Consider the following 25,855-nt stretch of genomic DNA (forward strand, 5'->3'; position numbering starts at 1 on the left):
CCTCAGGCGACGCGCGGGTCTGGATTGTCCAGGACGCTGTCTGTCTGTTCAGCACGGAATTTTTTCAGCACCGCATGGAACTGCGGGTGCTTGGCGCCCAGGATGCTCGCCGAGAGCAGCGCCGCGTTGATCGCGCCGGCCTTGCCGATGGCCAGGGTGGCCACGGGGATGCCGGCCGGCATCTGCACGATGGACAGCAGCGAATCCACGCCCGAGAGCATCGACGACTGCACCGGCACGCCCAGCACCGGCAGGTGGGTCTTGGCCGCGCACATGCCCGGCAGGTGCGCCGCGCCGCCGGCACCGGCGATGATCACCTCGATGCCTCGCGCCTCAGCCTCATCGGCGTACTGGAACAGCAGGTCCGGGGTGCGGTGTGCGGAAACCACCTTCACCTCGTAAGGGATGCCGAGCTTTTCCAGCATATCGGCGGTGTGGCTAAGGGTGGACCAATCGGACTTGGAGCCCATGATCACGCCAACCAGTGCACTCATCGTCGTGCCTCTTCTCTCTGGGCGCCCGCAGGCGCGTCAAAAACAACAAGCCACGCGAAATGCGTGGCTTAAATTGTACGAATTATGGCCAGGCGAACCGGCCGAAGGCCGCGCAGTATACCGAAAAAGGCGCGTTAAACGCACTTTCGCCGACCATCTGCAAAACAAAGTATTTCCAGCGCAAAACCCCGGTTTTATTGACTCCAAGGTCAATCCAGCCCCCCCCCTCGCAGGCGCTGTCTTGCCAGCGAACAGGCCCACCCTGCGATCACCGCCCTCCCGGCCGACGCCTTCGCCGGCAAGCCGGCTCCTACGTGGCCGCAGCTTGCGCGGCAGCGCCTTCCAGCTTGCGCCACAGCAAGCGTACGTTGGCCTTGCGCACCAGGGCGCAGCGGTACAGGCGAATCTCCAGCGGCACATGCCATTGCGCCCCGCCGCAGACCACCAGCTCGCCCCGGGCCAGCTCGGCGCGCACGCTCAGTTGCGGCACCCAGGCAATGCCCAGGCCTTCCAGGGCCATGCTCTTGAGGCTGTCGGCCATGGCGGTCTCATAAACCGTGGTGAAACGCAGGTTGCGCTGGCGCAGCAGCAGATTCACCGAACGCCCGAGAAAGGCCCCGGCGCTGTACGCCAGCAACGGCACGCTGGCCTCGCCTTCCAGGTCGAACAGCGGCTTGCCCTGGGGGTCGGCGGCACACACCGGGAGCATCTCGGTGTGCCCCAGGTGCAGCGAGGGGAAGATTTCCGAATCCATCTGCAAGGCCGCGTCCGGGTCATAGAAGGCCAGCATCAGGTCGCAGCCGCCTTCGCGCAGGGCGTGCACCGCATCACCCACGTTGGTGGCCACCAGCCGCGTGGCGATGTTCAGCCCTTCGTTGCGCAGTTGGGCGATCCAGCGTGGGAAGAAGCCCAGCGCCAGGGAGTGGGCAGCCGCCACCTGCATCACCTCGCCCTGCCCGCCTTCCAGGTGGTGCAGGTGACGCACCACCTCGCCGAGCTGTTCGACCACGGTGCGCGCGGTCACCAGGAACAACTGCCCCGCTGCCGTCAGCTCCACCGGCGTGCGCGAGCGGTTGACCAGGGTCAGGCCCAGGGCCGCTTCCAGGCTGCGGATCCGCCGGCTGAAGGCCGGCTGGGTCACGAAACGTCGCTCGGCAGCCTGGGAAAAGCTGCGGGTGGCGGCCAGGGCACTGAAGTCCTCGAGCCATTTGCTTTCCAGATTCATCACGTCCTCCCGGACACGCACCATTTTAGGTCACACGCTCGCCGGCAACCCGGCGTCACACCGGCATTATGCCGAATATGCATAGCCCAGTGTTTAACAGCATTGGCCCAAAAAATCCCTTCGGCCTAGGATTCGCAGCGTTCCCGGCACAGACCGGGTCCCTACCGAGATGATCTCCGTCATGTCCTCCGCTGCATCTTTCCGCACAGAAAAAGACCTGCTTGGCGTACTCGAAGTACCGGCTCAAGCGTATTACGGCATCCAGACCCTGCGAGCGGTGAACAACTTCCGCCTCTCCGGCGTTCCGATTTCGCACTACCCAAAACTGGTCGTGGCCCTGGCAATGGTCAAGCAGGCAGCTGCTGACGCCAACCGCGAACTGGGTCATCTGAGCGAAGCCAAGCATGCAGCCATCAGCGAGGCCTGTGCCCGCCTGATCCGCGGCGACTTCCACGAAGAGTTCGTGGTGGACATGATTCAAGGCGGCGCTGGCACTTCGACCAACATGAATGCCAACGAAGTCATCGCCAACATCGCGCTGGAGGCCATGGGCCACAGCAAGGGCGAATACCAGTACCTGCACCCGAACAACGACGTGAACATGGCGCAGTCCACCAACGACGCCTACCCGACCGCGATCCGCCTGGGTCTGCTGCTGGGTCACGACGCGCTGCTGGCCAGCCTCGATAGCCTGATCCAGGCGTTCGCCGCCAAGGGCCAGGAATTCAGCCACGTCCTGAAGATGGGTCGTACCCAGCTGCAAGACGCCGTGCCGATGACCCTCGGCCAGGAATTCCACGCCTTCGCCACCACCCTGGGTGAAGACCTGGCTCGCCTCAAGACCCTGGCGCCGGAAGTGCTGACCGAAGTCAACCTGGGCGGCACCGCCATCGGTACCGGCATCAACGCCGACCCGCGCTACCAGCACCTGGCCGTACAACGCCTGGCCACCATCAGCGGCCAGCCGCTGGTACCGGCCGCCGACCTGATCGAAGCCACTTCCGACATGGGTGCCTTCGTGCTGTTCTCCGGCATGCTCAAGCGCACCGCGGTCAAGCTGTCGAAGATCTGCAACGACCTGCGCCTGCTGTCCAGCGGCCCACGCACCGGCATCAACGAAATCAACCTGCCAGCGCGTCAGCCCGGCAGCTCGATCATGCCCGGCAAGGTCAACCCGGTCATCCCGGAAGCGGTCAACCAAGTGGCGTTCCAGATCATCGGCAACGACCTGGCCCTGACCATCGCGGCCGAAGGCGGCCAGCTGCAACTGAACGTGATGGAGCCGCTGATCGCCTTCAAGATCTTCGACTCGATCCGCCTGCTGCAACGCGCCATGGACATGCTGCGCGAGCACTGCATCACCGGCATCACCGCCAACGAAACCCGTTGCCGCGAACTGGTGGAGCACTCCATCGGCCTGGTCACCGCGCTGAACCCGTACATCGGCTATGAAAACGCCACCCGTATCGCCCGCATCGCCCTGGAAAGTGGCCGTGGCGTACTGGAACTGGTGCGCGAAGAAGGCCTGCTGGACGACGCCATGCTCGACGACATCCTGCGTCCGGAAAACATGATTGCCCCGCGCCTGGTTCCGCTGAAAGCCTAACCGCCGCGACACCGAAACATGCAACACCGCTCACCAGGTTGAGGGACTAGACACCTCTCACCTTTTGAGGGCTTGGAGATACGTCTCCAGGCCCTTTTTTTTGCCTGGAGAAAAGCAGAGTTTGTAAGGGGATGCCGCCCCGCAACGAAGCAGAATCTCTTTGTTTTGTAGGGCAAATCCGAGAGAATCCCCCACGCCTTTGAGCGCCTTGTACCCCTTCGAACGATCAGGCAGTCTCCCTGAGCCGCTGCCAAATCAGTGGCCCGGATGTGGAAGTCTGGGATAAAGGACGTGCAGTCGTCTCATTCGAACACCCTTGCCGATGCGGCTTCGGTGAGCTCGATTTATGGCGGCTGTGCGTAGGGCACCCTCGGGTGCGCCGGTTCCTTTAGCCCGGTCTTCCACACCTGCGCACGGCTGCCACCCTCTCATGTGGAAGTGAGATCCGGCGGTTTCTTAAATTGCTAAAGGAACCAGTCCCATGAAAAAGCTCGTCCCCGATCCACCGTTATCCACCGATCATCCGCGCCGCGACCTGGAGCTAGACCGCACCAACGCCAACCTGCTGGCCGCCTTGCACGGCACCCGCCATCGCCCCTTCGGCCTGCGCGATGGCCGGGGCCATCCGCTGTTCGCCGTAGAGCCCCAGGTGAATGCCGAAGACGCCTTGATGCACGTTTCCTTACTGCTCAAATGCGCCGAAGAGGTGTCCGATGAAATCACCGAACGGGCCAGCGGCATCGAACGCGGACTGATCTGGTCCATGGTGCACTCGGTTGAAATGGCCCGCGCCGTGGTTGACGCCCTGCTCGACGGCGCCCGCCCCGGCCCCGCCTAAAACTCCGCCCCGTAGGAGCTGGCTTGCCAGCGAAGAGGCCCGCCCTGCCTTCACCGGCATCCCGGCCGACGCCTTCGCCGGCAAGCCGGCTCCTACAGGTCTTGCGAACATCGTGGGGCCCTTGTTTTAAACCAGCACAATCCATCGCCCAAGGTGGATAATCGCCCCTCCCAAACATCCGCCATCCCCGAGGCACCGCAGTCGATGGACCCGACGCACACCCAAGCCCTGCAACAGCTACGCAAGCTGATCCCCATCGGCCTGCGCCACGCCCAGGCCCTGCTGGAGCGCTGCGCAGGCGATCCGCAGCAAGCCGCCGAGCTCTACAAAGCCGAGCTGTTGCAGGTGCTGGTAGACAAATCCGGCTTGCCCCCCGAGCACGCCCAGGAATACCTGCTCAACGCCGGCTACGACCTGAATCGCGCTCTGCACGCTATAGAAGAAGCGCGCTTCACCCTGACCCAGCGCATTCTGCGCAAGCATCACCGGGACCCGGGCCAGGCCCTGGACCTGATCGCCCAGGCCCTCGAAACCGCCGAGCAGCTGCCCCGCCAGTATTGGCTGGATTTCGCGCGACTGGAGGCGCTGGCCCCGGCACCGCGCTGCTTCATGATCGTGCACGAGTGGCTGGCCTTCGAGGGCTGGGAAGGTTTCGACAGCGCCCTGCACTTTCACCTGCCCCAGGCCATCGCCCAATTGCGCCACCTGCAACTGGATACCCTGGCGGACACCCTGGAGCACGCCGATCAGCGCCAGCAGCAACTAAGAGCGGCCCACGCCGAAAGCGAAAGCCCCATCGAGTTGAGCATGCGCATCAACCAGGACCCGCTGTTCAACCGCTACCAGGACCAATTCAACCAGCAGCGGCCGCAGCTGGAGCAACACCTGTATCAATGGGTGGAGCGATACATCGAACAGTTCCCAACCTGAGCAGCGAACGGGGGCTTGCGCGCACGTCGCAGATACCCGCCCCCGAGAAATCGGTAAACTGCCGCCCTCACCGAACACGGACCTCGGATTCAGCCGCCATGGAATTGCAGTACCGCCTCACCCCGGCCCACACCGAAGCCCGGCTTGCCGAAAAACTGCCCCAGGCGCTGCTTGAGCACGACCAGTTGCAGTCGCGGATCTCCAACGCCACCTCGCGCTGGCAGGGGCGCCTGCTCGGCCCGCTGATCCTGCTGCTGTGCCTGATCGCCGCGCCCCTGGCGCTGTATTTTCCCGAGCGGCGCTTTACCCCGGAAAAGATCATCGCCCTGGTGCTCTGCGCGCTGATCTTCATCCCGCTCTGGTGGCGTTTTTCCGGGCGCCTGATCCAACGCCTACAGGCCCGCACCCGGCACCGGACACCGCTGCGCGGCCTGAACCACCGCCTGATCGAGGCCCGCCTGCGGGCCCCCTTGAAGGCTGTCGAGGGCACTTACCACCTGAGCTTCGACGACCAGGGTTTCACCCTGAGCAAGCCTCCCAGAGCCAAGAGCAGCATGACCTGGGAGCAGGTCGTGTACCTGCGTGAAGCGGCCAACTTCTATGACGTGGCCAGCGCCGAAATGCAGCGCAAAGGCCAGGCCTGCCGCATCGCCAAACACAGCGAACTGATGGACGCAGAGGAGTATCAGCAAGGGCTGCAAGCCTTTCTGAGCCAATGCCCGGTCCCGCCGTCCGCCACCTGATCAAGCCTCCCCCGACGCCCCACACACGGAATTTGCATGCACACATCAGCGTCCTCCCCCCGCCCGGCCCGCGCCCTGGCCATCCTCGGCACGGGCCATGCCCTGCCGCAACGGGTGGTCACCAGCGCCGAGCTGGACAGCCAGCTCGGCCTGGAAACCGGCAGCGTGGCGCGCATCAGCGGAGTGCAGCAGCGCCACGTCGCCGGCCCCGCGGACACTGCCGCCAGCCTCGGCGCCAGCGCCGCGCTCCAGGCCCTGCACGCGGCGGGCCTGGAGCTGGATCAGCTGGACCTGATCGTCTGCGCCAGCGGCACCATGGACCAGGGCATGCCCTGCAATGCGGCGCTGCTGCAACGGGAACTGGGCCTGGGCCAGTCAGGCATTCCGGCCATGGACATCAACGCCAGTTGCCTGGGCTGTATTGCCGCCCTGGACACCCTGTCCTGGCCGATCCAGGCCGGGCATTACCGGCGCGTGCTGCTGGTGTGCGCCGACATCGCCTCCTGCGGCCTGGACTGGCAGCAGGTGGAAGTCTGCGGCATCTTCGGCGACGGTGCGGCAGCGGTGGTGCTGGAAGCGGGCGACGGCGGCCCGAAGATCCTCGCCTCGCGCCTCAGGACCTACGCCGAAGGCGCCGCGCTGTGCCAGATCCCAGCCGGCGGTTCGCGCTTTCATCCGCGGCGCATCCAGGTGCCGTTCGAGCCCCTGACCAGTTTCACCATGCAGGGCAAAGGCGTGTTCCGCCTCGCGGCCAAGCACCTGCCCGAACTGATGGACGATTTGCTGCAGCAAGCCGCACTGTCCCTTGCGCAGATCGACTGGATCATCCCCCATCAAGCCAGCCAACAGGCCATGCAGCATGCGGCCAAACGCCTGAGCCTGGGGCCGGAGAAAGTCATCGATATCTTTGCCCGGCATGGCAATCAGGTGGCGGCGTCACTGCCCACCGCTCTGGACATCGCGGTGCGCGACGGGCGCATTCAACGCGGACAAACCCTGATGCTGATCGGCACCGGCGCGGGCCTGTCCCTCGGCGGCATGATCCTGGAGTTTTGATGAAGATCCTGGTCACCGGCGGCACCGGTTTTATCGGACGGCATCTGGTCTGGAAGCTAGCCGCCGAAGGCTGCGAGGTGCAGTTCAGCGGGCGCAACCCCGAGGCGGCGGCGCAAGTCATTGCCCACAGCCCGGCGCCCGTGCGCTGGCTACCCCTGGAGCACGGCAGCCCGTTGGCCAAACGCCTGCTGGCCGATGCCAGCCGCGAGCATGACGCCATCGTCCATTGCGCTGCGCTGTCTTCGCCCTGGGGTTCGCCCCAGGCGTTTGCCCGGGCCAACCTCGACTCCACCGCCGAGGTGATCCACGCCTGCAGCAAGAACCGCATTGCGCGGCTGGTGCATATCTCCACCCCGAGCCTGTACTTCAACTTCAGCGACCGCTTGGGTATCCGCGAAGACCAGCCGCTGCCAGCCCCGGTGAACGACTACGCCCGCAGCAAGGCCCAGGCCGAAACCCTGCTGGCAGACGCCAAGTTGCCCGAATGCGTGATCCTGCGGCCCCGGGCGGTGTTCGGCCCCTGGGACGCGACCCTGATGCCGCGCCTGCTGCGGGTGATGCAGCGCGGGGCGATTCCGCTGATGCGCGGCGGCCAGGCACAGCTGGACCTGACCTGCGTCGACAATCTGGTGCACGCCGTGTGGCTGGCGCTGACCCGGCCCCTGCCGCGCCCGCTGTGCGTCTACAACCTGAGCAACGGCACGCCCCTGGCCTTCAAGGACCTGCTGCAACAGATGGCCGAGCACTTCCGCCTGCCCCTGCGCACCCGTCGCCTGCCCTGGCCTCTGGTGCATGGCGTGGCGCGCCTGCTGGAGCTCAAGGCGCGCCTGGGCAACGGCGCCGAACCCTTGATTACCCGTTACGGCGCAGGCGTCCTGGCCTTCAGCCAGACCCTGGACATCAGCGCCATCCAGCGCGAGCTGGGCTACCGCCCGGTGATCAGCCAGGAACAGGGCATCGCCCAGCACGCCCAATGGTGGCTGGCCCAACAGAGGCAACGAGCATGAGCCGCAGCGTGAGCTTGAAGATCCTCCGGGCCGGCTGGTGCCAGCACCTGGAATGCATGGCCGACCGCGGCGGGCGCCTGGCGCCGGTGCAGTTTCCGGCGCTGTGCGGGCTGATCCAGCACCCGGACCACGGCTGGATTCTGTACGACACCGGCTACGCCGAGCACTTCTTCCAGGCCACCCGCGCCCTGCCCGAGCGCCTGTACCGCAGCGCGGTGCCGGTGCAGTTGCCGGTGGTCGAACAATTGGGCGCGCAGCTGCATGAGCTGGGCATCGGCCCGGGGGATATCCGCCATGTGATCATTTCCCACTTCCACGCCGACCATATCGCCGGGCTGCGGGATTTTGCCAATGCGCGCTTTATCGCCCTGGAAGCCGATTACCGGCATATCGACAGCCTGCGCGGCCAGCGTTGGCGCGCCACCCTTGGCGGCCATCTGCCGGGCTTGCTGCCGGACGACTTCAGCGCCCGCCTGCGCCTGGCCGAAGCCAGCCCCAGCTGTGCGCTGCCAAGCTGGATGGCGCCCTTCGAGCAGGGCCTGGACCTGTTCGGCGATGGCAGCCTGATCGGCGTGCCGTTGCCCGGGCACAGCGAAGGCCAGCTGGGTCTGTTCATCCCCGATGCCCAGGGCCGGCCGGTGTTCCTGGTGGCCGACGCCTGCTGGTCGGTGCCGGCCTGCCGCGCCGAGCGCCTGCCCGCTGCACCGGCACTGTGGTTTGCCAGCGCCGACCGTCAGCAATACGTGCGCACCTACAGCGGCCTGGGCCAGCTGATTCGCCGCGAACCGGCGGTGGCGGTGCTGCCGTCCCATTGCACCCAGGCCTGGGAGGCGTTCGCCAATGAACAGTGAGCGCCTGCTGGGCACTCTGCGCAGCATCGGTTCATTCGTGTTCAGCCGCTACGCCCTGCGCTTTCGCCGCCGTGAGCGGCTGGAAGCCTGGCAGGCCCGGCGCCTGCGGCACTTCATGGCCAAAGTCCTGCCCCGTGGCCAGCGCTTCAACGGGCTGACCCAAGACGGCCTGCACAGCTTGCCGCTCATGGACAAAGCCGCCCTGATGAGCGACTTCGCCGCCTTCAACACCCGCGCCCTGAGCCTGGAGCAGGTGTTGCCGGTGGCCCTGCAGGCCGAGCGTTCCCGGGACTTCAGCCCGACCCTGGGGGACATCACCGTGGGCCTGTCCAGCGGCACCTCGGGGGCCCAGGGGGTGTTCCTGGTCAGCAGCGTGGAACGCCAGCGCTGGGCCGGCATCCTGCTGGCGCGCACCCTGCCCCGGGCCCTGCTGCCACGGCTGCTGTGCCCCTGGCTGGCGCCGCTGCGGATCGCCTTCTTCCTGCGGGCCAACAGCCGCCTGTACACCACCCTGGCCAGCCGCCGCATCGACTTCGCCTTTCATGACCTGACCCTGGGCCTGGCCGCGTCCCTGCAACGCCTCAACCAGCAGAACCCGGACGTGCTGGTGGCCCCGGCTACGGTGCTGCGGGGGCTGGCCCAGGCGGCCCTGGCCGGGCAGCTGACGATCCGCCCACGGCACATCCTGTCGGTGGCCGAAGTGCTGGAAAGCACCGACGCCGAGCTGGTCCAGCAAGCCTTCGGGCGCAAGCCGCAGCAGATCTATCAGGCCAGCGAAGGCTTCCTCGGCTACACCTGCGAGGCCGGCACCCTGCACCTGAATGAAAGCCACCTGCACATCGAGCCGCAATGGCTGGACGCGGAACGCACGCGTTTTCAGCCGATTATCACCGACTTTTCCCGGCGTACGCAGCTGATCGTGCGTTATCGCCTCAACGACATTCTGCGGGTGGCCAGCGCGCCCTGCCCCTGTGGCCGTGCGGAGCGGGCGATTGCCGCCGTGGAAGGCCGCGCCGACGAGATCCTCTGGCTGCCGCGGCTCGACGGCCAGCAGCTGGCACCGCTCTACCCTGACGTATTGCGCCGGGCCCTGCTGATGCTGGGGGCGGAACTGGAGGAATACCAGATTCACCAGCGCGGGCTGCTCTGGCAGGCCAACCTGCGTACCTCGGGCGACTACCACGGGCTGTGCCAGCGCTTGAGCGAAGCCCTGGCCGAACTCTGCGCGCAACAAGGGCTGCAGGCGCCGCAGCTGAGCTTCGGCCACTGGCAGGCACCACCGCCACAAACAAAAAGACGGCGCCTGCTGATGCTGCAACTACCCGAGGGACTGTCATGCGTGTATTGATTCTCGGCGCCCGGGCCCCGGCCTGCCTGGAGTGGGCCCGGGCCTTTAGCCAAGCCGGCTGGACGGTGACCGTGGCCGATTCCCTGGCCCAGCCCCTGAGCCGCTTCAGCCGCGCCACCGAGCACTTCGTGCGCCTGCCGGAACCCCGCCACGACCCCGAGGCCTGGATCGAAGCCCTGGCCGGAGTCATCCGCCAGCAGGCCATCGACCTGCTGCTGCCCACCTGCGAAGAGGTGTTCTACCTGGCCCACGGCCTGGAGCGCCTGCGCCCGCTGTGCCGGGTGTTCACCAGTGATTTCGAGCTGCTGCACCGCCTGCATCACAAGGGCGACTTCGCGGCCATGACCCAGGGCTGGGCCGTGGCCGCGCCGCCGACCCGGGTGCTACATGACCCGGCCGCGTTGCAGGCCCTGGCCGCCGAGCACGATGCCCTGGTGTTCAAGCCGGCCTATTCGCGCTTCGCCTCCCAGACCCTGATCCGCCCGAGCCCGGCGCAACTGGCCAAGGTCCGACCCAGCACCGAGGCGCCCTGGGTGGCCCAGCGTTTTGTCCCCGGCCAGGAATACTGCAGCTTCAGCGTGCTGGTAGACGGCCAGTTGCGCGCCCACAGCAGCTACCAGCCGCGCTACCGGGTCGGACGCGGCTCGGGGATCTACTTCCACAGCTGCGCCCCGGCGCCGATCCGCGCCTTCCTGGAGCAGTTCGGCCAGGCCACCGGCTACACCGGGCAGGTGGGTTTTGACTTCATCGAGGACCGCCAGGGCCGCTTCCACGTGCTGGAGTGCAACCCCAGGGCCACCAGCGGCGTGCACCTGTTCGACGACCAGCGCGTGCCGTTGGTAGCGGCGCTGGGCAGCGAAGCCGACGCAACGCTGGAGGCGACCCTGGAACCGCGGATGATCGCCCTGGCCATGCTGCTTCTGGCTGCGCCGCAACGGGCCTTGAGCCGTACGTTCTGGCGCGACTACCAACAAGCCCGGGACGTGATAGTGCAGGACGGCGATCGCGGCCCGCTGACCGCACAACTGCTGAGCCTGTGCGAGATCATCGGCCGCGCCCTGACCCACCGCTGCGGGCTGCTGGCCGCCTCCACCGCCGATATCGAGTGGAACGGCCAGCCTCTGGGGGCACTGCGCCCATGAAACTGTTGCTGCCCGAGCAACTGGCCCTTGAGCCCCCGAGCGCTGGCGATAGCCACGCCCGGCAATACGTGCGCACCTGCGCCGGCGGCGCGCTGATCGGCAACGTCAGCACCGCCCTGGCCCTGCTGGACACCGGCCATCATCAGTTCCCGGTGAGCATCAACCACGGCCACGACCCTGTGGATAACTGCTACGTGGTCTCGCCGCAAACCGCCTACAGCGGCTACGCCCGGGAAGAACTGCAACGCCTGAAACGGCCCTGGCTGGCCTGGCCCTTGAAGCTGCTGACCCGGGGCGTGGACCGGTTGCTGAGCGCGGCCAAGGTCAACCGCCTGGTGCAGGTCAATAACTGGCTGCTGTCGACCAACCTCTACCCCGCCGATTGGGATGGTTCGGATTTGCCGGCGATCACCGAACTGCTGCGCCGGCAGTTTCCCGACCACGGCTTTGGCTTTCGCTCGCTCAACGACTTCAGCAACCTCGAACTGCGAAAGCGCCTGCAAGCCCTAGGCTACCTGGCGATTCCCAGCCGTCAGGTGTACCTGTTCGACGGCCGCGACGGCGAGGATTCAGCCTTCCTGCGCCACCACAACACCCGCCTGGACGCCACCCTGCTGCGCCGCAGCCCGTATACGGTGGTGCCCGGCAGTGAACTGAGCGAGGCCGACTTCCAGCGCATCGAGCAGCTGTACAACCTGCTCTACCTGGACAAATACAGCCGCCTGAACCCCCACTACAGCGCCCAGTGGCTGCAACGCGGGCAGGCCGAAGGCTGGCTGGACGTGCGTGCCCTGCGCAACGCCGAAGGGCGCATTGACGGCGCCTTGGGCTGGTACGCCAACAGCGCGCTGATCAGCACCCCCATCGTCGGCTACGACACCGCCCTGCCCCAGCGCGCCGGCCTGTATCGGCAACTGACCAGGCTGTGCCTGCAAGAGGCGGCGAAACGCCGTCAGGTGCTCAACTTCAGCTCCGGCGCCGCCGCCTTCAAGCGCCTGCGGGGCGGCGAGCCAGAGATCGAATACAGCCTGATCCACGTCGCCCACCTGACCTGGCCGCGGCGCCTGGTGTGGCAACTGATGGGCCTGCTGCTGCAACGAATCGGCGTACCGCTGATGAGGAAGCTCAAACTGTGAACAGTCACGCGGGCTGGTGGCCCGTCGCCCTGAGCCGGCAGCTGCAACGCCAACCCCTGGCCTGCACCCTGCACGGCGTACCGCTGGTGCTGTTTCGCGATGCCGACGGCGCCGCCGCCGTGCTGCCGGACCGCTGCCCCCACCGCTTTGCGCCACTGAGCGCCGGGCGGGTGCGCGACGGGCAGATCCAGTGCCCCTACCACGGTTGGCGCTTCGACCCCCAGGGCCGTTGCACTCAGCTGCCCGGCCAGGAGCAGCAGCGGTGCAGCCAGCCCTTGTTGCAGCCGCTGCACAGCTGCGAAGCCCAGGGGCTGGTGTGGGCCAGCCTCGCCAGCGAGCGGCCGAATGCCCCGCCGGTGGCCGCCGCCGAGCAGGCCCAGGCCCTGGATGTGTTCTGGATCAGCGACCGGGTGCGCTGCAGCTTGCAGGACGCTGCGGAGAACTTCCTCGACGGCTTCCACACCCACTTCGTGCATGCCGGCTGGATTCGCCACGACCGCCAGCGCCAGCGGATTCGTGCCTGGGTGCATCAGCTCGAAGACGGGGTTGAGGCGCAGTACAGCGAAGAAGGCACCCAATCTGGGCTGATATCGCGGCTGTTCGAAGGCGAGCGCGGCCTCAGCATGGGCCGCTTTCGCCTGCCGGGGCTGGCGGAAATCGAATACCGCGACCGTCAGGGCCGGCTCAACCTGCTGGTCAGCGCCTGGCTGAGCCCGGCCGCCGAGGGCGAACTGCGCCTGTTCGCGTGCATCGCCACGGCCCGCGGCCGCTTGCCGGGCTGGCTCAAGCGCGCTGTGCTGCAGCCCTTGTTCAAGGTGATCCTCAAGCAAGACCGGCAGATCCTGGAAAAAGTCAGCGCCAACCAGCAGCGCTTCGCCCAGGTGCCGCTACGCTGGCAGCGGCCCATCCCCCTGGACAGCTCGCTGGATCTGCTGGGGCCGTGGATTCGCCAGTTGCTGGAACAGGGCGAGTTGCAGGGCTTCCAGGAGCGGCATGAGGAGTTCCTGCTCTGACCCGTAGGAGCCGGCTTGCCGGCGAAGGCGGTCTCACGGGCCTCTTCGCTGGCAAGCCAGCTCCTACAGCTGGCAGGGAGATCGCGGGGAGTCCGTAGGAGGGCGGCGGGGCAAGGGGGAAAAGGCCCCGGCCCTGGGGCTTTGCGGGCCGTGAAAAGAACCGTTTCAGCCTCCCGCCCCGCCTGCCGTTCCTCGACTCGACGCGCTATATGCAGACGGCGAGCCCGCGCACCGGTATAGTGCGCCCCCTCTTCACGTGGACAGCCGTCGGTAACAAGGCTCAAACCCACGGGAAACCCGAACTAATAACAACCCGCGAATAGAGAACCGGGACGAACAATCGCCCCACCGCTTTGCCGTGCGTGCAATCAGCGGTGTAACAGAATGTTTCCGTCCGCTCTGCTTTTGCCTACACAAAAAACAGCGAGGAATAATCCATGCTCGAAGTCATCAACGACTTCCTCTCAGGGAAAGTGCTGATCGTGCTCATTGTCGGGCTCGGCAGCTACTTCACGATCCGCTCGCGTTTCGTTCAATTGCGCCACTTCCTCCACATGTTCGCGGTGTTCCGCGACAGCCTGAAAAGCAGCGGCGGCCAGCTCAGCTCGTTCCAGGCGCTGATGCTCAGCCTCGCCGGCCGGGTCGGCGCGGGCAACATTGCAGGCGTCGGCATCGCCGTGACCCTGGGCGGCCCTGGCGCGGTGTTCTGGATGTGGGTGACCGCGCTGGTCGGCATGTCCAGCAGCTTCTTCGAATGCACCCTGGCCCAGGTCTACAAACGCGCCGACGGCGACGGCCTGTACCGCGGCGGCCCGGCCTACTACATCGAGCACGGCCTGAAGCTCAAAGGCATGGCGGTGGTGTTCTCCATCCTGCTGCTGGTCACCTACGGCTTCGCCTTCATCGGCCTGCAGTCCTACACCGTGACGCACTCGCTGCAGGATGCCTTTGCCTTCGAGCCACGCCACACCGGTATCGTCCTGGCGGTACTGCTGGCCATCACCTTCATCGGCGGCATCAAGCGCATCGCTGCGGTGTCCGACCTGCTGGTCCCGATCAAGACCCTGGCCTACATCGCCGTGACCCTGTACGTGATCGGCACCCAGATCGAACAAGTGCCGGCCATGCTGGAAACCATCATCAAGAGCGCCTTCGGCCTCGACCCGGCCTTCGGCGGCCTGCTCGGCAGCGCCATCGTCATGGGCGTGAAGCGTGGCGTGTTCGCCAACGAAGCGGGCCTGGGCAGTGCGCCCAACGTCGCCGCCGTGGCCGCCGTGAAGCACCCGGGCGCCCAGGGCGTGGTCCAGGCCTTCAGCGTGTTCCTCGACACCTTCGTGATCTGCACCTGCACCGCGCTGCTGATCCTGCTGTCGGGCTTCTACACCCCGGGCTTCGAAGGCGACGGCATTGTCCTGACCCAGAACTCGCTGGCCGCCGTGGTCGGTGACTGGGGTCGCCTGTTCGTCAGCGTCGCGCTGTCGCTGTTCGTCTTCACCTGCATCCTCTACAACTACTACCTGGGCGAGAACAGCCTGCAGTTCCTCACCCGCAACCGCACCGTGCTGATGCTGTTCCGCGGCCTGGTGCTGGCGCTGGTGGTATGGGGTTCGATGCAGGACCTTTCGACCGTGTTCGCCTTCGCCGACATCACGATGACCTGCCTGGCCTTCGTCAACCTGGTGGCCCTGGCCATGCTGTTCAAGGTCGGCCTGCGGGTGATGCGCGACTACGACGAGCAGCGCCGAGCCGGCGTCGCCCAGCCGGTGTTCGACTCGCGCAAGTTCGCCGATCTGGACCTGGACCTGAAGGCCTGGCCCGCCGAACCTTCGGCCCCTGCCCAGGCCGAGCCGCAAGGCGTGCCCGCAGCGCAACGCTGACGGGTGAACGACGGGCGCATCCTCTGCACCCGTCGGTTACAGTGCGATAAATGTCGGAGCGGGCTTGCCCGCTCCCACAGGAACTCACCGTTTCGGAGAATCCCATGAACCCTTCGACCTACCCTGGCGCCCAGCACGTCATGGTGCTCTACACCGGTGGCACCATCGGCATGCAGGCCAGCGCCGACGGCTTGGCCCCGGCCTCCGGCTTCGACGTGCGGATGCGCGCCTACCTCGACAGCCAGCCCGAGTTGGTGGTGCCGGCCTGGCGCTTTCGCGAGATGGCGCCACTGATCGACAGCGCCAACATGACCCCCGACTACTGGCAGCGCCTGCGTGAAGCGGTGGTCGAAGCCGTTGAGGTGCAGGGCTGCGACAGCGTGCTGATCCTCCACGGCACCGACACCCTGGCTTACAGCGCCGCCGCCATGAGCTTCCAATTGCTGGGCCTGCGCGCGCCTGTGGTGTTCACCGGTTCGATGCTGCCGGCCGACGTGCCCGACAGCGACGCCTGGGAAAACCTCAGCGGCGCCCTGTTGGCCCTGGGCCAGGGCCTGGCGCCGGGGGTGCACCTGCACTTCCACGGCGAACTGCTGGCACCGACCCGCTGCGCGAAAATCCGCAGCTTCGGCCGGCACCCGTTCGCCGCCCTGAAGCGCAATGGCGGCGGCGCCAGGGCCGAGGCGATTCCCGCCGGGCTGGATTACCGCCAAGCCAGGCAACTGGCCAAGGTCGGCGTGCTGCCGCTGTTCCCCGGCATCGGCGCCGAGCTGCTGGACGGCGTGCTCGACAGCGGCATCCAGGCCCTGGTCCTGGAATGCTTCGGCAGCGGCACCGGTCCTAGCGACAACCCGGCGTTCCTGGCCAGTCTCAAGCGCGCACAGGAGCAAGGCATCGTGGTGGTGGCGGTGACCCAGTGCCATGAAGGCGGTGTGGAGCTGGACATCTACGAAGCCGGCAGCCGCCTGCGCGGCGTGGGCGTGCTGTCCGGTGGCGGCATGACCCGCGAAGCGGCGTTCGGCAAGCTCAATGCGCTGCTCGGTGCCGGGCTGGAAAGCGCCGAAGTGCGGCGCCTGGTGGAACTCGATCTGTGTGGCGAGTTGAGCTGAAGCTCGCGCTCGGGAGCCGGTGGCTACTGCGGTAGCTGCCGGCTCGACGGCGAGCAGAGGGTGGCTGTCAGGTTACTTTTTGACCGAGTAATCCTGGCCCCAGACCCGCACCGAACTCGAGCTCTCGATCGGCCCTTCAAACACGAACTTCTGCCGCACTGCCGCCTTGGCCGGGATGGTGACTTCGTCCGGGTTGTCGAGGCTGACAGTCAGGTTGTTGGCGTAACCGTCCTGGTCAATCGCCAGCAGGGCGCCGGTCTGCTTGAGGTTGATCAGTCGCAACTGGCTGTCGCTGCTGTTCTTGAAGCCCAGGGTAACGTTGAAGCTGTCGCCGACGGCTTCAGTCTTCAACACCTGAACGTCGACGCGGCCTTTCATTTGCTCGCGAGAGGAAATGATCGAGGCACCGTCGACGCCTTGCGCCGATTGGCGACCGTCGAGCACACCTTCGCTGACGCCGCCCAAGAGGTTCTTGCCTGCCGAAATGGCTGATGAGACGGCTGACTTGGCAGAGTCCTTGATGGTGCTTTCGCTGCCTGGCTCAGCCTCGGCCAGGCACAGCGAACTCAGGAGCAAGCCGGAGACCAGAAGCAGGGAACGCGCAGGGATGAGGGTCATACATAGTCCTTTATCGAGGTTGCTGCACCGCCACTTCAGGCGATGAATGGCAGGCAGGTTGCACCAATCAAAGCGCCAAGTCACTAGCCACACAACGCTCGGAATGCCACATCCCACCGGCCGGTAAACCACGGTCTGATCGCGGGCGGCATGCAAATTGCTCCTGTTCCCGGTCTTTCCCAGGCTGGAATCTGCGCATGCTGCACTCGCACCTCACCACCCTCAATGCGGTTTCCCTGATCCTCAACACCTTCAAGGACCATGGCCAGGACGGCGGCGCGCTGTTGGCCGGCAGCGGTATAAATCCCGCCGACCTGAGCCGCGCCGACACTCGCATCACCACCAACCAGGAAATGCTGGTGTGCGCCAACGCCGTGGCCTTGCAACGGGACATCGGCCTGGAACTGGGCCGGCGCATGCACGTTTCCTCCTACGGCATGCTCGGCTACGCCCTGCTCACCAGTGCCACCTTAGGTGACGCTTTGCGCCTGGCGCTGCGCTATCCGGCGCTGATGGGAACACTTTTCGAACTGAGCCTGGAAACCGACGGTTCGCGCATTTGGCTGACCGCCGCCGACTACCGCGAAAGCCCGGCCCTGGCCGCGTTCAATACCGAGTTCTGCCTGGTGTCGCTGAAGGTCATCTGCGACGACCTGCTGGGCCACGCCCTGCCGCTACTGGGCGCGCGCTTCGACTACCCGGCCCCGGACTATCAGCAACGCTACCGCGAACCTTTCGACTGCCCGCTGCAATTCAACGCCAGCAGCAACGCCTTCGCCTTCGACCAGCGCTGGCTGGACCAGCCCCTGCCCCTGGCGGACGTGATCACCCACCAGGCCATGGCCGAACGCTGCCGCAAGCAGAACACCGAGTTCACCGGGCGCCAGGCCTGGCTGGGGCGCATCCGCCAGTTGCTGGCGGCGCAGCTGGACGCCGCACCGGGCCTGGAAGGGCTGGCGGAACAGATGAACTGCTCGGCCCGGACCCTGCGCCGCCACCTGCGGGACCTGGGGTGCAGCTATCAGGAACTGCTGGACGAGCTGCGCTTCGAGCGCGCCAAGCAGATGCTCTGCGAAGACCAGATGCCCATCTACCGCATCGCCGAGGCCCTGGGCTTCAGCGAAACCGCGAGCTTTCGCCATGCTTTCATCCGCTGGAGCGGCGTGGCGCCGAGCCAGTTCCGGCCCTGACAAAAACCCCGGCACAACGCTGGTGATTGCATTACATTGCCGACCTTTCTACCGGCAAGGGACTGCACGCTTGAACCTATTCACAGACGCCATCGGCATTCGCGGGCTTTGCCTGGCACTGGTGCTGCTGGCTGGCGTCCCCGTCGCCCAGGCGTTCGACCTGTCCAAGATCCGCTGGTGGGAGATGCAGAGCGACATCCTCCTGGACGACCCGGAAACCGCCACGCTGCAACTCGAACCCTTTCCCCTGCCCGGGCTGGCCCAGGCGCCGGCCCGAGTGATCCTCAGCCAATACCAAGGGTTGTTCTACCTCAACGGCTATGCGGATGGGCAGTACCGGCAGCGAGTCTACAAGTCGCCGCCCTTGCCGCTGTTCGATGCCCAGGCGCTACAGGTCTGCGCGCCCGAGCAGCGACCCGTTGAGGCCACCGACAACTGGCCGCCGAGCAAGCAACTGGAAGCCGCCCTGAGCCTGACCAAGCTGAGTTTCGACTGCCAGAGCCCAGGCTGGGAGTTGAGCAATCGCTACTTGCTGGTGGACAGCCGCGATCCCCAGCGGCCGTTGCTGGCCATCGGTCAGCGCCAGGGCGAGGCACGGATCGACTTCACCCCGCAGCAACCGACCAGCCCCGAACTGCAGCAGCAATGGCTGCAAGCCCTGCAGAAGTACCCGAAGCTGCTGGAACCCTTTGACGCCAGCAGCGGCCAGCTCAGCGTCAAGCCCTATGCGCCGCCGCCCAGCGCGGAGCAGGTCTGGACAGAATTTCGCCAGTTGCACACGCAATTGCGCGATGCCAAAGACAAGGCCCCGGGCATCGCCCGGGTGGAAGAGTTCTTCAGCCGTCATGACTTTCGCGCGATCGCCCCCGAGCGCAGTAACTACCCGGGCCTGCTCAACGACATCGCCTATTGGGCCACCGAGGCCGGCCAGTTGCAGAGCGCCCGCCCCTGGCTGGCGTACGTGCTGCGTCGCGACCCGGGGCGCATGCCGACCTACCTCAATCTGGCGGACCTGGATTGGCGCCTGTACGAACAGCAGCCCGCGGACACCCGGCACCGGGGCCGGGCCATGGAGAACTATCGGCTGTATTGCGGGCTGCGCCTGCAACGCCAACTTGGGGTCCCTGCCAGGGTCACCCAACGCCTGGACCTTGAGGCACCCAGCGAACCGGCCTGCCAAAGCGCCTGGCCGCTGGTGACGGCGGTGGACCAGGGTGACGCGGGCGAAGTCCGGCGCCTGCTGGAGAACGGCCTGAGCGGCGACGTCATCGCCGCCGACGGGCGCCCGGTGCTGTTGCACGCGCTGGACAAGCCAGACCTGGACATCGCCCGGCTGTTGCTGGCCCATGGCGCCCGCCCCGACGGCCAGTACAACGGCCGAACCCAGGTGGTCCTGGCCATGCGCCGCGACCTCAAGGACAACCCCGACCTGAACCGGGCCAAGCGCCTTGGGTTCCTGTTGCAGGCCGGCGCCGCCATCGATGAGCAGGACGCCCAGGGTGGCACCGCGCTGCAGGAAATGGCGAAAAACCGCGAGGACATCGAGCGCTTCAACTGGCTGCTGCAGCACCCCCAGGACCTCGACAAACGCAGCGGGCCAGACGGCGTAACCGCGCTATTCCTGGCGCTCAAGGGAGGCAACTACGCTGCTGCCCGGCAACTGGTGGCGGCCGGTGCCAACCTCAACCTGAGCTACGGCCGCGATTTCTGCGCACAGCAGCCGATTCGCGAAAGCCTGCTGATGATCGTCGCCGAACAGGGCTCGCCCGAAGTCATCAATCCCTGGGTCAGCCAGCAAGAGAGCCTGGACATGTTCACCCTGCTGCTACAACGTGGCGCCGACCCCAACGTCGGCCGCTACTGCAAGAACAACGGCTACACCTGGCTGCTGGAGATCATGGCCCGGCGCAAGCGCGACGACATGCTCAAGGTGCTGCAAGGCTTTGCGCCGCCACCGCCGGCGACGACGTTTCGTCTTTGAGGCGTGGCGCCGAACCCGCTGCGCCCCTGAAACAAAGCCCGGCACAACAGCGCCGATTGCATTACATTGCCGGGCTTTCTATCGGCAAGGGACTGCAACGTTGAAGCTATTCTCAGGCGCCATCGCCCGGCGCATCGGCATTCGCGGGCTTGGCCTGGCGCTGACACTGCTGGCTGCCACTCCCGTGGCCCAGGCCTTCGACCTGGACCTGGCCTGGTTCAAATGGTCGGGAATGCGCCGCAACTTCGTCCTCGACTACCCGGAAACCGCCACCCTGGAGCTCAAGCCGTTCCCCCTGCCGGGCCTGGCGCGGATGCCGCTGCGGATTGTCCTGAGCCAGTACCGCGGGCTGTTCTACTTCAATGCCTATCAGGACCTGCAGTACCGGCAGCGGGTCTACAAGTCGCCGCCGATGGCTCTGTTCAGCCCTGAAGAGCTGCGGGCCTGTGTGTCCCCGGGCGATGACATCCAGGTCAACGATATCTGGCCCACAACCAACAGCCTGGTTCCCGGCATCACCCTGACGCCCCTGAGCTTCCAGTGCAAGGAGCCATCCGAGTGGCAACTTAGCGGGCGCTACCTGCTGATCGACCAGCGCGATCCGCAACATCCGCTGCTGGCCATCAGTCACCGCCAGGACCTTGGCCAGATGGAATTCACCCCGTTGCAACCCATCAGCGAGGAAACCGGGCAGCAGTGGTTGCAGGCCCTGGAGACATTCCCGCCGTGGTTCCGCCCCTTCACCCAAGGCAGCGGGCCGATCACCGTCAATGCCTTTGTGCCTGCGCCAGCCTCGACCCCGGACAGCCTGTGGAAAGAGTTCCGCGCGCTGCACGAACAACTGCGCACGGCCAAGGACAAACTGCCGGGCATCCGCGAAGTGGAAGACTTCTTCGTCACCCATGACTTTCGCAGCATCGCCACCGAGCGCCGTGAATACGCCGGCCTGCTCAACGACATCGCCTACTGGACCAGCGAAGCCGGGCAACTGCAAACCGCCCGCCCCTGGCTCAAGGAAGTGCTGCGCCGCGACCCGGGGCGCATGCCGACCTACCTCAACCTGGCGGACCTGGACTGGGCGATCTACCAACAACGCACGCAGGACAACATCCACCAGGGCCGGGCCATAGAAGGTTATCGGGTGTATTGCGGCCTGCGCCTGAAGCGCCAGATGAGCATCCCACCCCGGGTGCTGCAGCGCTTGGGCCTGAACGCCGCCAACCCCCGGGACTGCCAGGCCTTCTGGCCGCTGGTGGACGCGGTGGATGCCGGCGACCTGAGCGAAGTGCAGCGCCTGCTGGCCAGTGGCATCAGCGGCGAGGTCATGGCCGACGATGGCCGCAGCGCCTTGTTGCACGCCCTGGACGCACCGCACCTGGATATCGCCCGGCTGCTGCTGGAGCACGGCGCCCACACCAGCGGCCTGTACAACTGGACCACCCTGGCGACCCTGGCCATGCGCCGCGACCTGGGCGACAGCCCCGACCTGAGCCAGGGCGGGCGCCTGAAGTTCCTCATCGAGGCTGGCGTGGCCATCGACGAACCCGACAGCCAGGGCGTGACGCCACTGATGCAGATGGCCGAGAACAAGCGCAGCCTGCAAGGCTTCAGCTGGCTGCTGCAGTACCCGCAGAACCTCGACCTGCGCAACAAGAATGACGGCGAAACCGCACTGTACCGGGCCTTCTCGGGCAACAACTACGTGGCCATGAAGCAGTTGATAGCGGCCGGCGCCAACCTCAACCTGAGCTACGGCCGTGCCGTTTGCAACAACCAGCCCGTCGGCGAAAGCCTGCTGACCCTGGTCGCCGACAAGACCTCCGCCGACGCCCAGTCGCCCTCCGTCAGCCAGCAGGACACCCTGGAGATGTTCACCCTGCTGCTGGAGAAAGGCGCCGACCCGAATGTCGGCCAGCACTGCGAGAAAAAGGGCTACGCAATATTGCTGGAAGCCATTGCCCGGAAAAAACGCGAGGACATGCTCAAGGTCCTGCAGCGCTACGCCCCTACCCCGCCTACCAGCTGAAACCGGATGGCGCCCCGCAACGGGGCGCCATGCCTCTTTAAGGGGCGAATTTCGGTCAAACACTTTGGCCACATCAATCCCCTTTTGGCCGCTCCTGCCGTTCTCCCAAACCCCGCGCCCCGCAAGACTGTGCTCCACCGAATCAGCCTGCGGAGAACAAGAAAATGCTGACGATCTACTCGGACGATCACCACCTGCACCACGGCCGTTGCGAACTCATCGACGGGCAACTGATGCCCTGCTTCGAAATGCCTTCCCGGGCCGACCACGTGCTGGATCGGGTGAAACATCAAAACCTGGGGCCGGTAGAGGCACCCAAGGACTTCGGCCTGGAGCCCATCGAGCGCATCCACAGCCGGTCCTACCTGGACTTCTTCAAGGGCGCCTGGGCGCGCTGGGCGGCACAGGGCATCGACGGCGACCTGCTGCCCTACACCTGGCCCGCACGCACCCTGCGCAGCGTGATTCCCACCAGCCTCCATGGCCAGCTCGGCTACTACAGCTTCGACGGCGGCGCGCCGATCACCGCCGGCACCTGGCAGGCGGCCTATAGCGCGGCGCAGGTGGCGCTGACCGCCCAGGCCCATATCCAGAATGGCGCCCACAGTGCCTTCGCCCTGTGCCGGCCACCGGGACACCACGCCGCCGGCGACCTGATGGGCGGCTACTGCTACCTGAACAACGCGGCCATCGCCGCCCAGGCGTTCCTCGATCAGGGCCACAGGAAAGTCGCGATCCTCGACGTCGACTACCACCACGGCAACGGCACCCAGTCGATCTTCTATGAGCGCAGCGACGTGCTCTTCACCTCGATCCACGGCCACCCGGAAGCCGAGTTCCCGTTCTTCCTGGGCTATGCCGACGAATGCGGCGAAGGCGCCGGGGAAGGCTTCAACTTCAACTACCCACTGGCCGCCGGTAGCGGCTGGGATGCGTGGAGCGCGGCCCTGGAACAGGCCTGCAACGAAATCCAGCGCTATGGCGCGGACATCATCGTGGTGTCCCTGGGCGTGGACACCTTCAAGGACGACCCGATCTCGCAATTCAAACTCGACAGCCCGGATTACCTGGCCATGGGCAAGCGCATCGCCGCCCTCGGCAAGCCGACGCTGTTCGTCATGGAAGGCGGTTATGCGGTAGAGGAAATCGGCATCAACGCCGTCAACGTTCTCGAAGGCTTCCAAAGCGCCCAGTGAGGGATTCGCATCATGCAAAGACTCAAACGCTTAATGATCCCCGCCCTGTGCGCCAGCCTGCTGGGGACCGCCGCCCACGCCGAAGAACGCACCCTGCGGGTGTACAACTGGTTCGACTACATCACCCCCAAGGCCCTGGAAGACTTCAAGGCCCAGAACAGCCAGGTGAAGCTGGTCTACGACATCTTCGACACCAACGAAGCCCTGGAGGCCAAGCTGCTCACCGGCAACTCCGGGTATGACGTGGTGGTGCCGTCCAACGTGTTCCTGGCCAAGCAGATCGAGGCCGGGGTGTTCCAGCCCCTGGACCGTAGCAAGCTGCCCAACTGGAACCACCTGGACCCCAAGCTGATGAAGCTGATCGAGGCCAACGACCCGGGCAACAAGTTCGCCGTGCCCTACATGTACGGCACCATCCTGATCGGCTTCAACCCGGACAAGATCAAGGCCGCCTTGGGGGACAAGGCGCCGGTGGACAGCTGGGACCTGATCTTCAAGGAAGAGAACATCAGCAAGCTCAAGCAGTGCGGCGTGGCCCTGCTCGACTCGCCTTCGGAAATCCTGCCCCTGGCCTTGCAACACCTGGGCCTGGACCCCAACAGCAAGAAACCGGCGGACTATGAGAAGGCTGAAGCGCTGCTGATGAAGATCCGGCCGTACATCACCTACTTCCACTCGTCCAAGTACATGGCCGACATCGCCAATGGCGATATCTGCGTGGCGGTGGGCTACTCGGGGAGCTTCTCCCAGGCTGCCAACCGGGCCAAGGAAGCCAAGAACGGCGTGACCGTGGACATGCGCCTGCCCAAGGAAGGCGCGCCGATCTGGTTCGACATGCTGGCGATCCCCAAGGGCGCGAAGAACCCGGAAGATGCCTACACCTTCATCAACTACCTGCTGCAGCCCCAGGTGATTGCCCCGGTCAGCGACTTTGTCGGTTACCCGAACCCGAACAAGGATGCCACCGAGCTTGTGGCCCCTTCGATCCGCAATAACCCCAACCTGTATCCGACAGAAGCGGCCATGAGCACCCTGTACACGCTGCAGCCGTTGCCCCGTGATGCAGAGCGGGCGCGGACCCGGGCCTGGACCAAGATCAAGTCCGGAACCTGATCCGGCGCAAGCACACGGGCGGTGTTCTGGTGGGCGGCGAACGACGAGGACGCGGCGGGTGATAGACCGCGTCGCCGCTGTTCGCCGGCAAGCCGGCTCCTACACAGTGGCGTTTAGCAGCCGGTGAGGCGTTGGGGGCTGCGCTCTTCGGCGAAGAACCAGGGCCGCAGGCGCACGCCCACGCCATTGCCGATGAAGGCCGCCACCAGCCACAGCCAGCCATGCAGGCTGCCGGAGGCGATGCCGCTGAAGTAGGCGCCGATGTTGCAGCCATAGGCCAGGCGCGAACCGTAGCCCAGCAGCAGGCCGCCGATTACCGCCGCCACCAGGGAACGGGTGGGGATTCTCAGGTTGGGGGCAAAACGTCCCGCCAGCCCTGCCGCCAGCAAGGCACCCAGGACGATGCCGATGTCCATGACGCTGGTGATGTCCTGCCACACCGGTGCCGCCAGCGCCTTGGCATTCGCCGCGCCCTGCCAGAACACCCAACTGCCTACGTCCACCCCCAGCCCGCTGGCAACCTTGGCGCCCCAAAGGGCGAACGCCGAGGTAATGCCCCATGGGCGCCCCGCCAGGGCCAGGGTGGCGAAGTTCAGCAGAGCCAGGGCTACCGCGCCCCAGGCCAGCGGCCAAGGGCCGCGCAGCAGCCGGCGCCAGCCCTGGTGCTCGCTGGTGACCGGAGCTTCAAGGCTGCCATGACGACGCTTTTCCAGGGTCAGGGTGAGCACCGCGATCAGCGCGAACAGGCACAGGCTCAGGCCCAGCGCCGGGCCTACACCAAAACTCTGGACGATAGAGATGGGCGGCAGCGACGGCAGCGCAAACCACCAGTCGACGTGATGGGTGGCGATCAGCGAACCGCAAATGAAGAACGCCAGGGTCACCAGCATCCGCGCATTGCCGCCGCCAACGGTGAACAGGGTGCCCGAGGCGCAACCGCCGCCCAGCTGCATGCCGATGCCGAAGATGAAGGCACCGAAGATCACCGAGACACCGGCCGGCGCCACCAGCCCCACCACCGGCTGGCCGAACAGGCTGCCCGCCCCCAGCGCGGGGAAGAACAGCAGCACCGCCAGGGCCAGCATGACCATCTGCGCTCGCAGGCCGGCGCCACGCCGGTCGCGGATGAACACCCGCCAGGCCGAGGTGAAGCCGAAGGCCGCGTGGTACAGGGTCAGCCCCAGGGCAGCGCCCAGCAGCAACAGCAGCACCTGGCGGGCACCCACCTGGGCTTGCAGGAACAGAGCACCGGCCACCAGCATCAGCAAGGCGAACAGCGGGGCGCCGAACTTGCGTTCAGGCGCCAGGGAGAGGGTCTGGCTCATGGGGGTTCTCGCGCGGGAAATGCTCGCGAGT

The 25,855-nt window shown here is 66.0% G+C and carries 22 protein-coding genes; 18 read left to right on the forward strand and 4 right to left on the reverse strand.

Translation table 11 applies throughout. The annotated features are described in order from the left end of the window. Positions 1–2: 2 nt before the first annotated feature. Both purE and ABCR88_RS32375 read right to left on the reverse strand, forming a co-directional pair. Entirely contained in the window at positions 3–494 is a 492-nt protein-coding gene (gene purE / locus ABCR88_RS32370) for a 5-(carboxyamino)imidazole ribonucleotide mutase (RefSeq protein ID WP_011064291.1), read from the reverse strand. 310 nt (positions 495–804) lie between these two features. Then, complete coding sequence (locus ABCR88_RS32375; RefSeq protein WP_253128993.1) at positions 805–1,719, reverse strand: LysR substrate-binding domain-containing protein; 915 nt, start codon at positions 1,717–1,719, stop codon at positions 805–807. A 181-nt stretch (positions 1,720–1,900) separates the two neighbouring features. On the opposite strand from ABCR88_RS32375, the gene aspA reads away from it, so the two are divergent. The 13 genes from aspA (at position 1,901) to ABCR88_RS32440 (ending at position 16,375) form a co-directional block, all read left to right on the forward strand. Next, a complete protein-coding gene (gene aspA, locus ABCR88_RS32380) occupies positions 1,901–3,325 on the forward strand; it encodes an aspartate ammonia-lyase (RefSeq protein ID WP_041120431.1) in 1,425 nt (474 codons plus the stop codon). Positions 3,326–3,806: 481 nt separating this feature from the next. Further along, the gene (locus ABCR88_RS32385; protein WP_041120433.1) at positions 3,807–4,163 is read left to right on the forward strand and encodes a DUF3077 domain-containing protein; all 357 of its coding nucleotides are present in this window, start codon (positions 3,807–3,809) and stop codon (positions 4,161–4,163) included. Positions 4,164–4,367: 204 nt separating this feature from the next. Further along, on the forward strand, positions 4,368–5,093 hold the full coding sequence (locus ABCR88_RS32390; RefSeq protein WP_350403896.1) for a hypothetical protein: 726 nt from the start codon (positions 4,368–4,370) through the stop codon (positions 5,091–5,093). Positions 5,094–5,191: 98 nt separating this feature from the next. Next, positions 5,192–5,836, forward strand: a complete 645-nt coding sequence (locus tag ABCR88_RS32395) for a hypothetical protein (protein ID WP_041120437.1) — start codon at positions 5,192–5,194, stop codon at positions 5,834–5,836. A 36-nt stretch (positions 5,837–5,872) separates the two neighbouring features. Further along, the gene (locus ABCR88_RS32400; protein ID WP_350403898.1) at positions 5,873–6,892 is read left to right on the forward strand and encodes a beta-ketoacyl-ACP synthase 3; all 1,020 of its coding nucleotides are present in this window, start codon (positions 5,873–5,875) and stop codon (positions 6,890–6,892) included. Next, the gene (locus ABCR88_RS32405) at positions 6,892–7,899 is read left to right on the forward strand and encodes an NAD(P)-dependent oxidoreductase (RefSeq protein ID WP_350403899.1); all 1,008 of its coding nucleotides are present in this window, start codon (positions 6,892–6,894) and stop codon (positions 7,897–7,899) included. Before ABCR88_RS32400 ends, ABCR88_RS32405 begins: the two co-directional genes overlap by 1 nt. Next, complete coding sequence (locus ABCR88_RS32410; protein ID WP_350403900.1) at positions 7,896–8,750, forward strand: MBL fold metallo-hydrolase; 855 nt, start codon at positions 7,896–7,898, stop codon at positions 8,748–8,750. The genes ABCR88_RS32405 and ABCR88_RS32410 overlap by 4 nt, the downstream gene beginning before the upstream one ends. Beyond that, on the forward strand, positions 8,740–10,098 hold the full coding sequence (locus tag ABCR88_RS32415; protein WP_350403901.1) for a F390 synthetase-related protein: 1,359 nt from the start codon (positions 8,740–8,742) through the stop codon (positions 10,096–10,098). The genes ABCR88_RS32410 and ABCR88_RS32415 overlap by 11 nt, the downstream gene beginning before the upstream one ends. Then, on the forward strand, positions 10,086–11,240 hold the full coding sequence (locus ABCR88_RS32420) for an ATP-grasp domain-containing protein (RefSeq protein ID WP_350403902.1): 1,155 nt from the start codon (positions 10,086–10,088) through the stop codon (positions 11,238–11,240). Before ABCR88_RS32415 ends, ABCR88_RS32420 begins: the two co-directional genes overlap by 13 nt. Further along, complete coding sequence (locus ABCR88_RS32425; protein WP_350403903.1) at positions 11,237–12,376, forward strand: hypothetical protein; 1,140 nt, start codon at positions 11,237–11,239, stop codon at positions 12,374–12,376. The genes ABCR88_RS32420 and ABCR88_RS32425 overlap by 4 nt, the downstream gene beginning before the upstream one ends. Next, positions 12,373–13,389 (forward strand): aromatic ring-hydroxylating dioxygenase subunit alpha, encoded by a 1,017-nt coding sequence (locus ABCR88_RS32430; protein WP_350403904.1) that lies wholly within the window; start codon positions 12,373–12,375, stop codon positions 13,387–13,389. Before ABCR88_RS32425 ends, ABCR88_RS32430 begins: the two co-directional genes overlap by 4 nt. A gap of 437 nt (positions 13,390–13,826) precedes the next feature. Beyond that, entirely contained in the window at positions 13,827–15,266 is a 1,440-nt protein-coding gene (locus ABCR88_RS32435) for an alanine/glycine:cation symporter family protein (RefSeq protein ID WP_350403905.1), read from the forward strand. Between the two features lie 104 nt (positions 15,267–15,370). Beyond that, positions 15,371–16,375, forward strand: a complete 1,005-nt coding sequence (locus tag ABCR88_RS32440; RefSeq protein WP_041120451.1) for an asparaginase — start codon at positions 15,371–15,373, stop codon at positions 16,373–16,375. Between the two features lie 72 nt (positions 16,376–16,447). On the opposite strand, the gene ABCR88_RS32445 is transcribed toward ABCR88_RS32440, so the two are convergent. After that, positions 16,448–16,993, reverse strand: coding sequence for a hypothetical protein (locus ABCR88_RS32445; RefSeq protein ID WP_041120452.1), 546 nt, complete (start codon positions 16,991–16,993; stop codon positions 16,448–16,450). A gap of 197 nt (positions 16,994–17,190) precedes the next feature. Between ABCR88_RS32445 and ABCR88_RS32450 the strand changes: the two genes are divergently transcribed. The 5 genes from ABCR88_RS32450 (at position 17,191) to ABCR88_RS32470 (ending at position 24,499) form a co-directional block, all read left to right on the forward strand. Beyond that, a complete protein-coding gene (locus tag ABCR88_RS32450; protein WP_053154648.1) occupies positions 17,191–18,183 on the forward strand; it encodes an AraC family transcriptional regulator in 993 nt (330 codons plus the stop codon). Between the two features lie 184 nt (positions 18,184–18,367). Next, entirely contained in the window at positions 18,368–20,164 is a 1,797-nt protein-coding gene (locus ABCR88_RS32455) for an ankyrin repeat domain-containing protein (RefSeq protein WP_350404921.1), read from the forward strand. 100 nt (positions 20,165–20,264) lie between these two features. Then, positions 20,265–22,190 (forward strand): ankyrin repeat domain-containing protein, encoded by a 1,926-nt coding sequence (locus ABCR88_RS32460; protein ID WP_350403906.1) that lies wholly within the window; start codon positions 20,265–20,267, stop codon positions 22,188–22,190. Positions 22,191–22,354: 164 nt separating this feature from the next. Next, positions 22,355–23,386, forward strand: coding sequence for a histone deacetylase family protein (locus ABCR88_RS32465; RefSeq protein ID WP_350403907.1), 1,032 nt, complete (start codon positions 22,355–22,357; stop codon positions 23,384–23,386). A gap of 12 nt (positions 23,387–23,398) precedes the next feature. After that, entirely contained in the window at positions 23,399–24,499 is a 1,101-nt protein-coding gene (locus ABCR88_RS32470) for a polyamine ABC transporter substrate-binding protein (protein WP_041120460.1), read from the forward strand. Positions 24,500–24,612: 113 nt separating this feature from the next. On the opposite strand, the gene ABCR88_RS32475 is transcribed toward ABCR88_RS32470, so the two are convergent. Then, complete coding sequence (locus ABCR88_RS32475) at positions 24,613–25,824, reverse strand: YeeE/YedE family protein (RefSeq protein WP_325985369.1); 1,212 nt, start codon at positions 25,822–25,824, stop codon at positions 24,613–24,615. Between the last annotated feature and the right edge of the window lie 31 nt (positions 25,825–25,855).

Source organism: Pseudomonas sp. W17, assembly GCF_040268305.1.
In the GTDB taxonomy this organism is placed as follows: Bacteria; Pseudomonadota; Gammaproteobacteria; order Pseudomonadales; family Pseudomonadaceae; genus Aquipseudomonas; species Aquipseudomonas protegens.

What these genes read in the sequence shown, in the direction of transcription:
- ABCR88_RS32395 (WP_041120437.1), top strand. Translation starts at nt 5,192, where the DNA reads ATGGAATTGCAGTACCGCCTCACCCCGGCCCACACCGAAGCCCGGCTT.
- ABCR88_RS32470 (WP_041120460.1), top strand. Translation starts at nt 23,399, where the DNA reads ATGCAAAGACTCAAACGCTTAATGATCCCCGCCCTGTGCGCCAGCCTG.
- ABCR88_RS32425 (WP_350403903.1), top strand. Translation starts at nt 11,237, where the DNA reads ATGAAACTGTTGCTGCCCGAGCAACTGGCCCTTGAGCCCCCGAGCGCT.
- purE (WP_011064291.1), bottom strand. Translation starts at nt 494, where the DNA reads ATGAGTGCACTGGTTGGCGTGATCATGGGCTCCAAGTCCGATTGGTCC.
- ABCR88_RS32410 (WP_350403900.1), top strand. Translation starts at nt 7,896, where the DNA reads ATGAGCCGCAGCGTGAGCTTGAAGATCCTCCGGGCCGGCTGGTGCCAG.
- ABCR88_RS32375 (WP_253128993.1), bottom strand. Translation starts at nt 1,719, where the DNA reads ATGAATCTGGAAAGCAAATGGCTCGAGGACTTCAGTGCCCTGGCCGCC.
- ABCR88_RS32450 (WP_053154648.1), top strand. Translation starts at nt 17,191, where the DNA reads ATGCTGCACTCGCACCTCACCACCCTCAATGCGGTTTCCCTGATCCTC.
- ABCR88_RS32385 (WP_041120433.1), top strand. Translation starts at nt 3,807, where the DNA reads ATGAAAAAGCTCGTCCCCGATCCACCGTTATCCACCGATCATCCGCGC.
- aspA (WP_041120431.1), top strand. Translation starts at nt 1,901, where the DNA reads ATGTCCTCCGCTGCATCTTTCCGCACAGAAAAAGACCTGCTTGGCGTA.
- ABCR88_RS32420 (WP_350403902.1), top strand. Translation starts at nt 10,086, where the DNA reads ATGCGTGTATTGATTCTCGGCGCCCGGGCCCCGGCCTGCCTGGAGTGG.
- ABCR88_RS32445 (WP_041120452.1), bottom strand. Translation starts at nt 16,993, where the DNA reads ATGACCCTCATCCCTGCGCGTTCCCTGCTTCTGGTCTCCGGCTTGCTC.
- ABCR88_RS32390 (WP_350403896.1), top strand. Translation starts at nt 4,368, where the DNA reads ATGGACCCGACGCACACCCAAGCCCTGCAACAGCTACGCAAGCTGATC.
- ABCR88_RS32440 (WP_041120451.1), top strand. Translation starts at nt 15,371, where the DNA reads ATGAACCCTTCGACCTACCCTGGCGCCCAGCACGTCATGGTGCTCTAC.
- ABCR88_RS32455 (WP_350404921.1), top strand. Translation starts at nt 18,368, where the DNA reads ATGCAGAGCGACATCCTCCTGGACGACCCGGAAACCGCCACGCTGCAA.
- ABCR88_RS32400 (WP_350403898.1), top strand. Translation starts at nt 5,873, where the DNA reads ATGCACACATCAGCGTCCTCCCCCCGCCCGGCCCGCGCCCTGGCCATC.
- ABCR88_RS32405 (WP_350403899.1), top strand. Translation starts at nt 6,892, where the DNA reads ATGAAGATCCTGGTCACCGGCGGCACCGGTTTTATCGGACGGCATCTG.
- ABCR88_RS32465 (WP_350403907.1), top strand. Translation starts at nt 22,355, where the DNA reads ATGCTGACGATCTACTCGGACGATCACCACCTGCACCACGGCCGTTGC.
- ABCR88_RS32475 (WP_325985369.1), bottom strand. Translation starts at nt 25,824, where the DNA reads ATGAGCCAGACCCTCTCCCTGGCGCCTGAACGCAAGTTCGGCGCCCCG.
- ABCR88_RS32435 (WP_350403905.1), top strand. Translation starts at nt 13,827, where the DNA reads ATGCTCGAAGTCATCAACGACTTCCTCTCAGGGAAAGTGCTGATCGTG.
- ABCR88_RS32415 (WP_350403901.1), top strand. Translation starts at nt 8,740, where the DNA reads ATGAACAGTGAGCGCCTGCTGGGCACTCTGCGCAGCATCGGTTCATTC.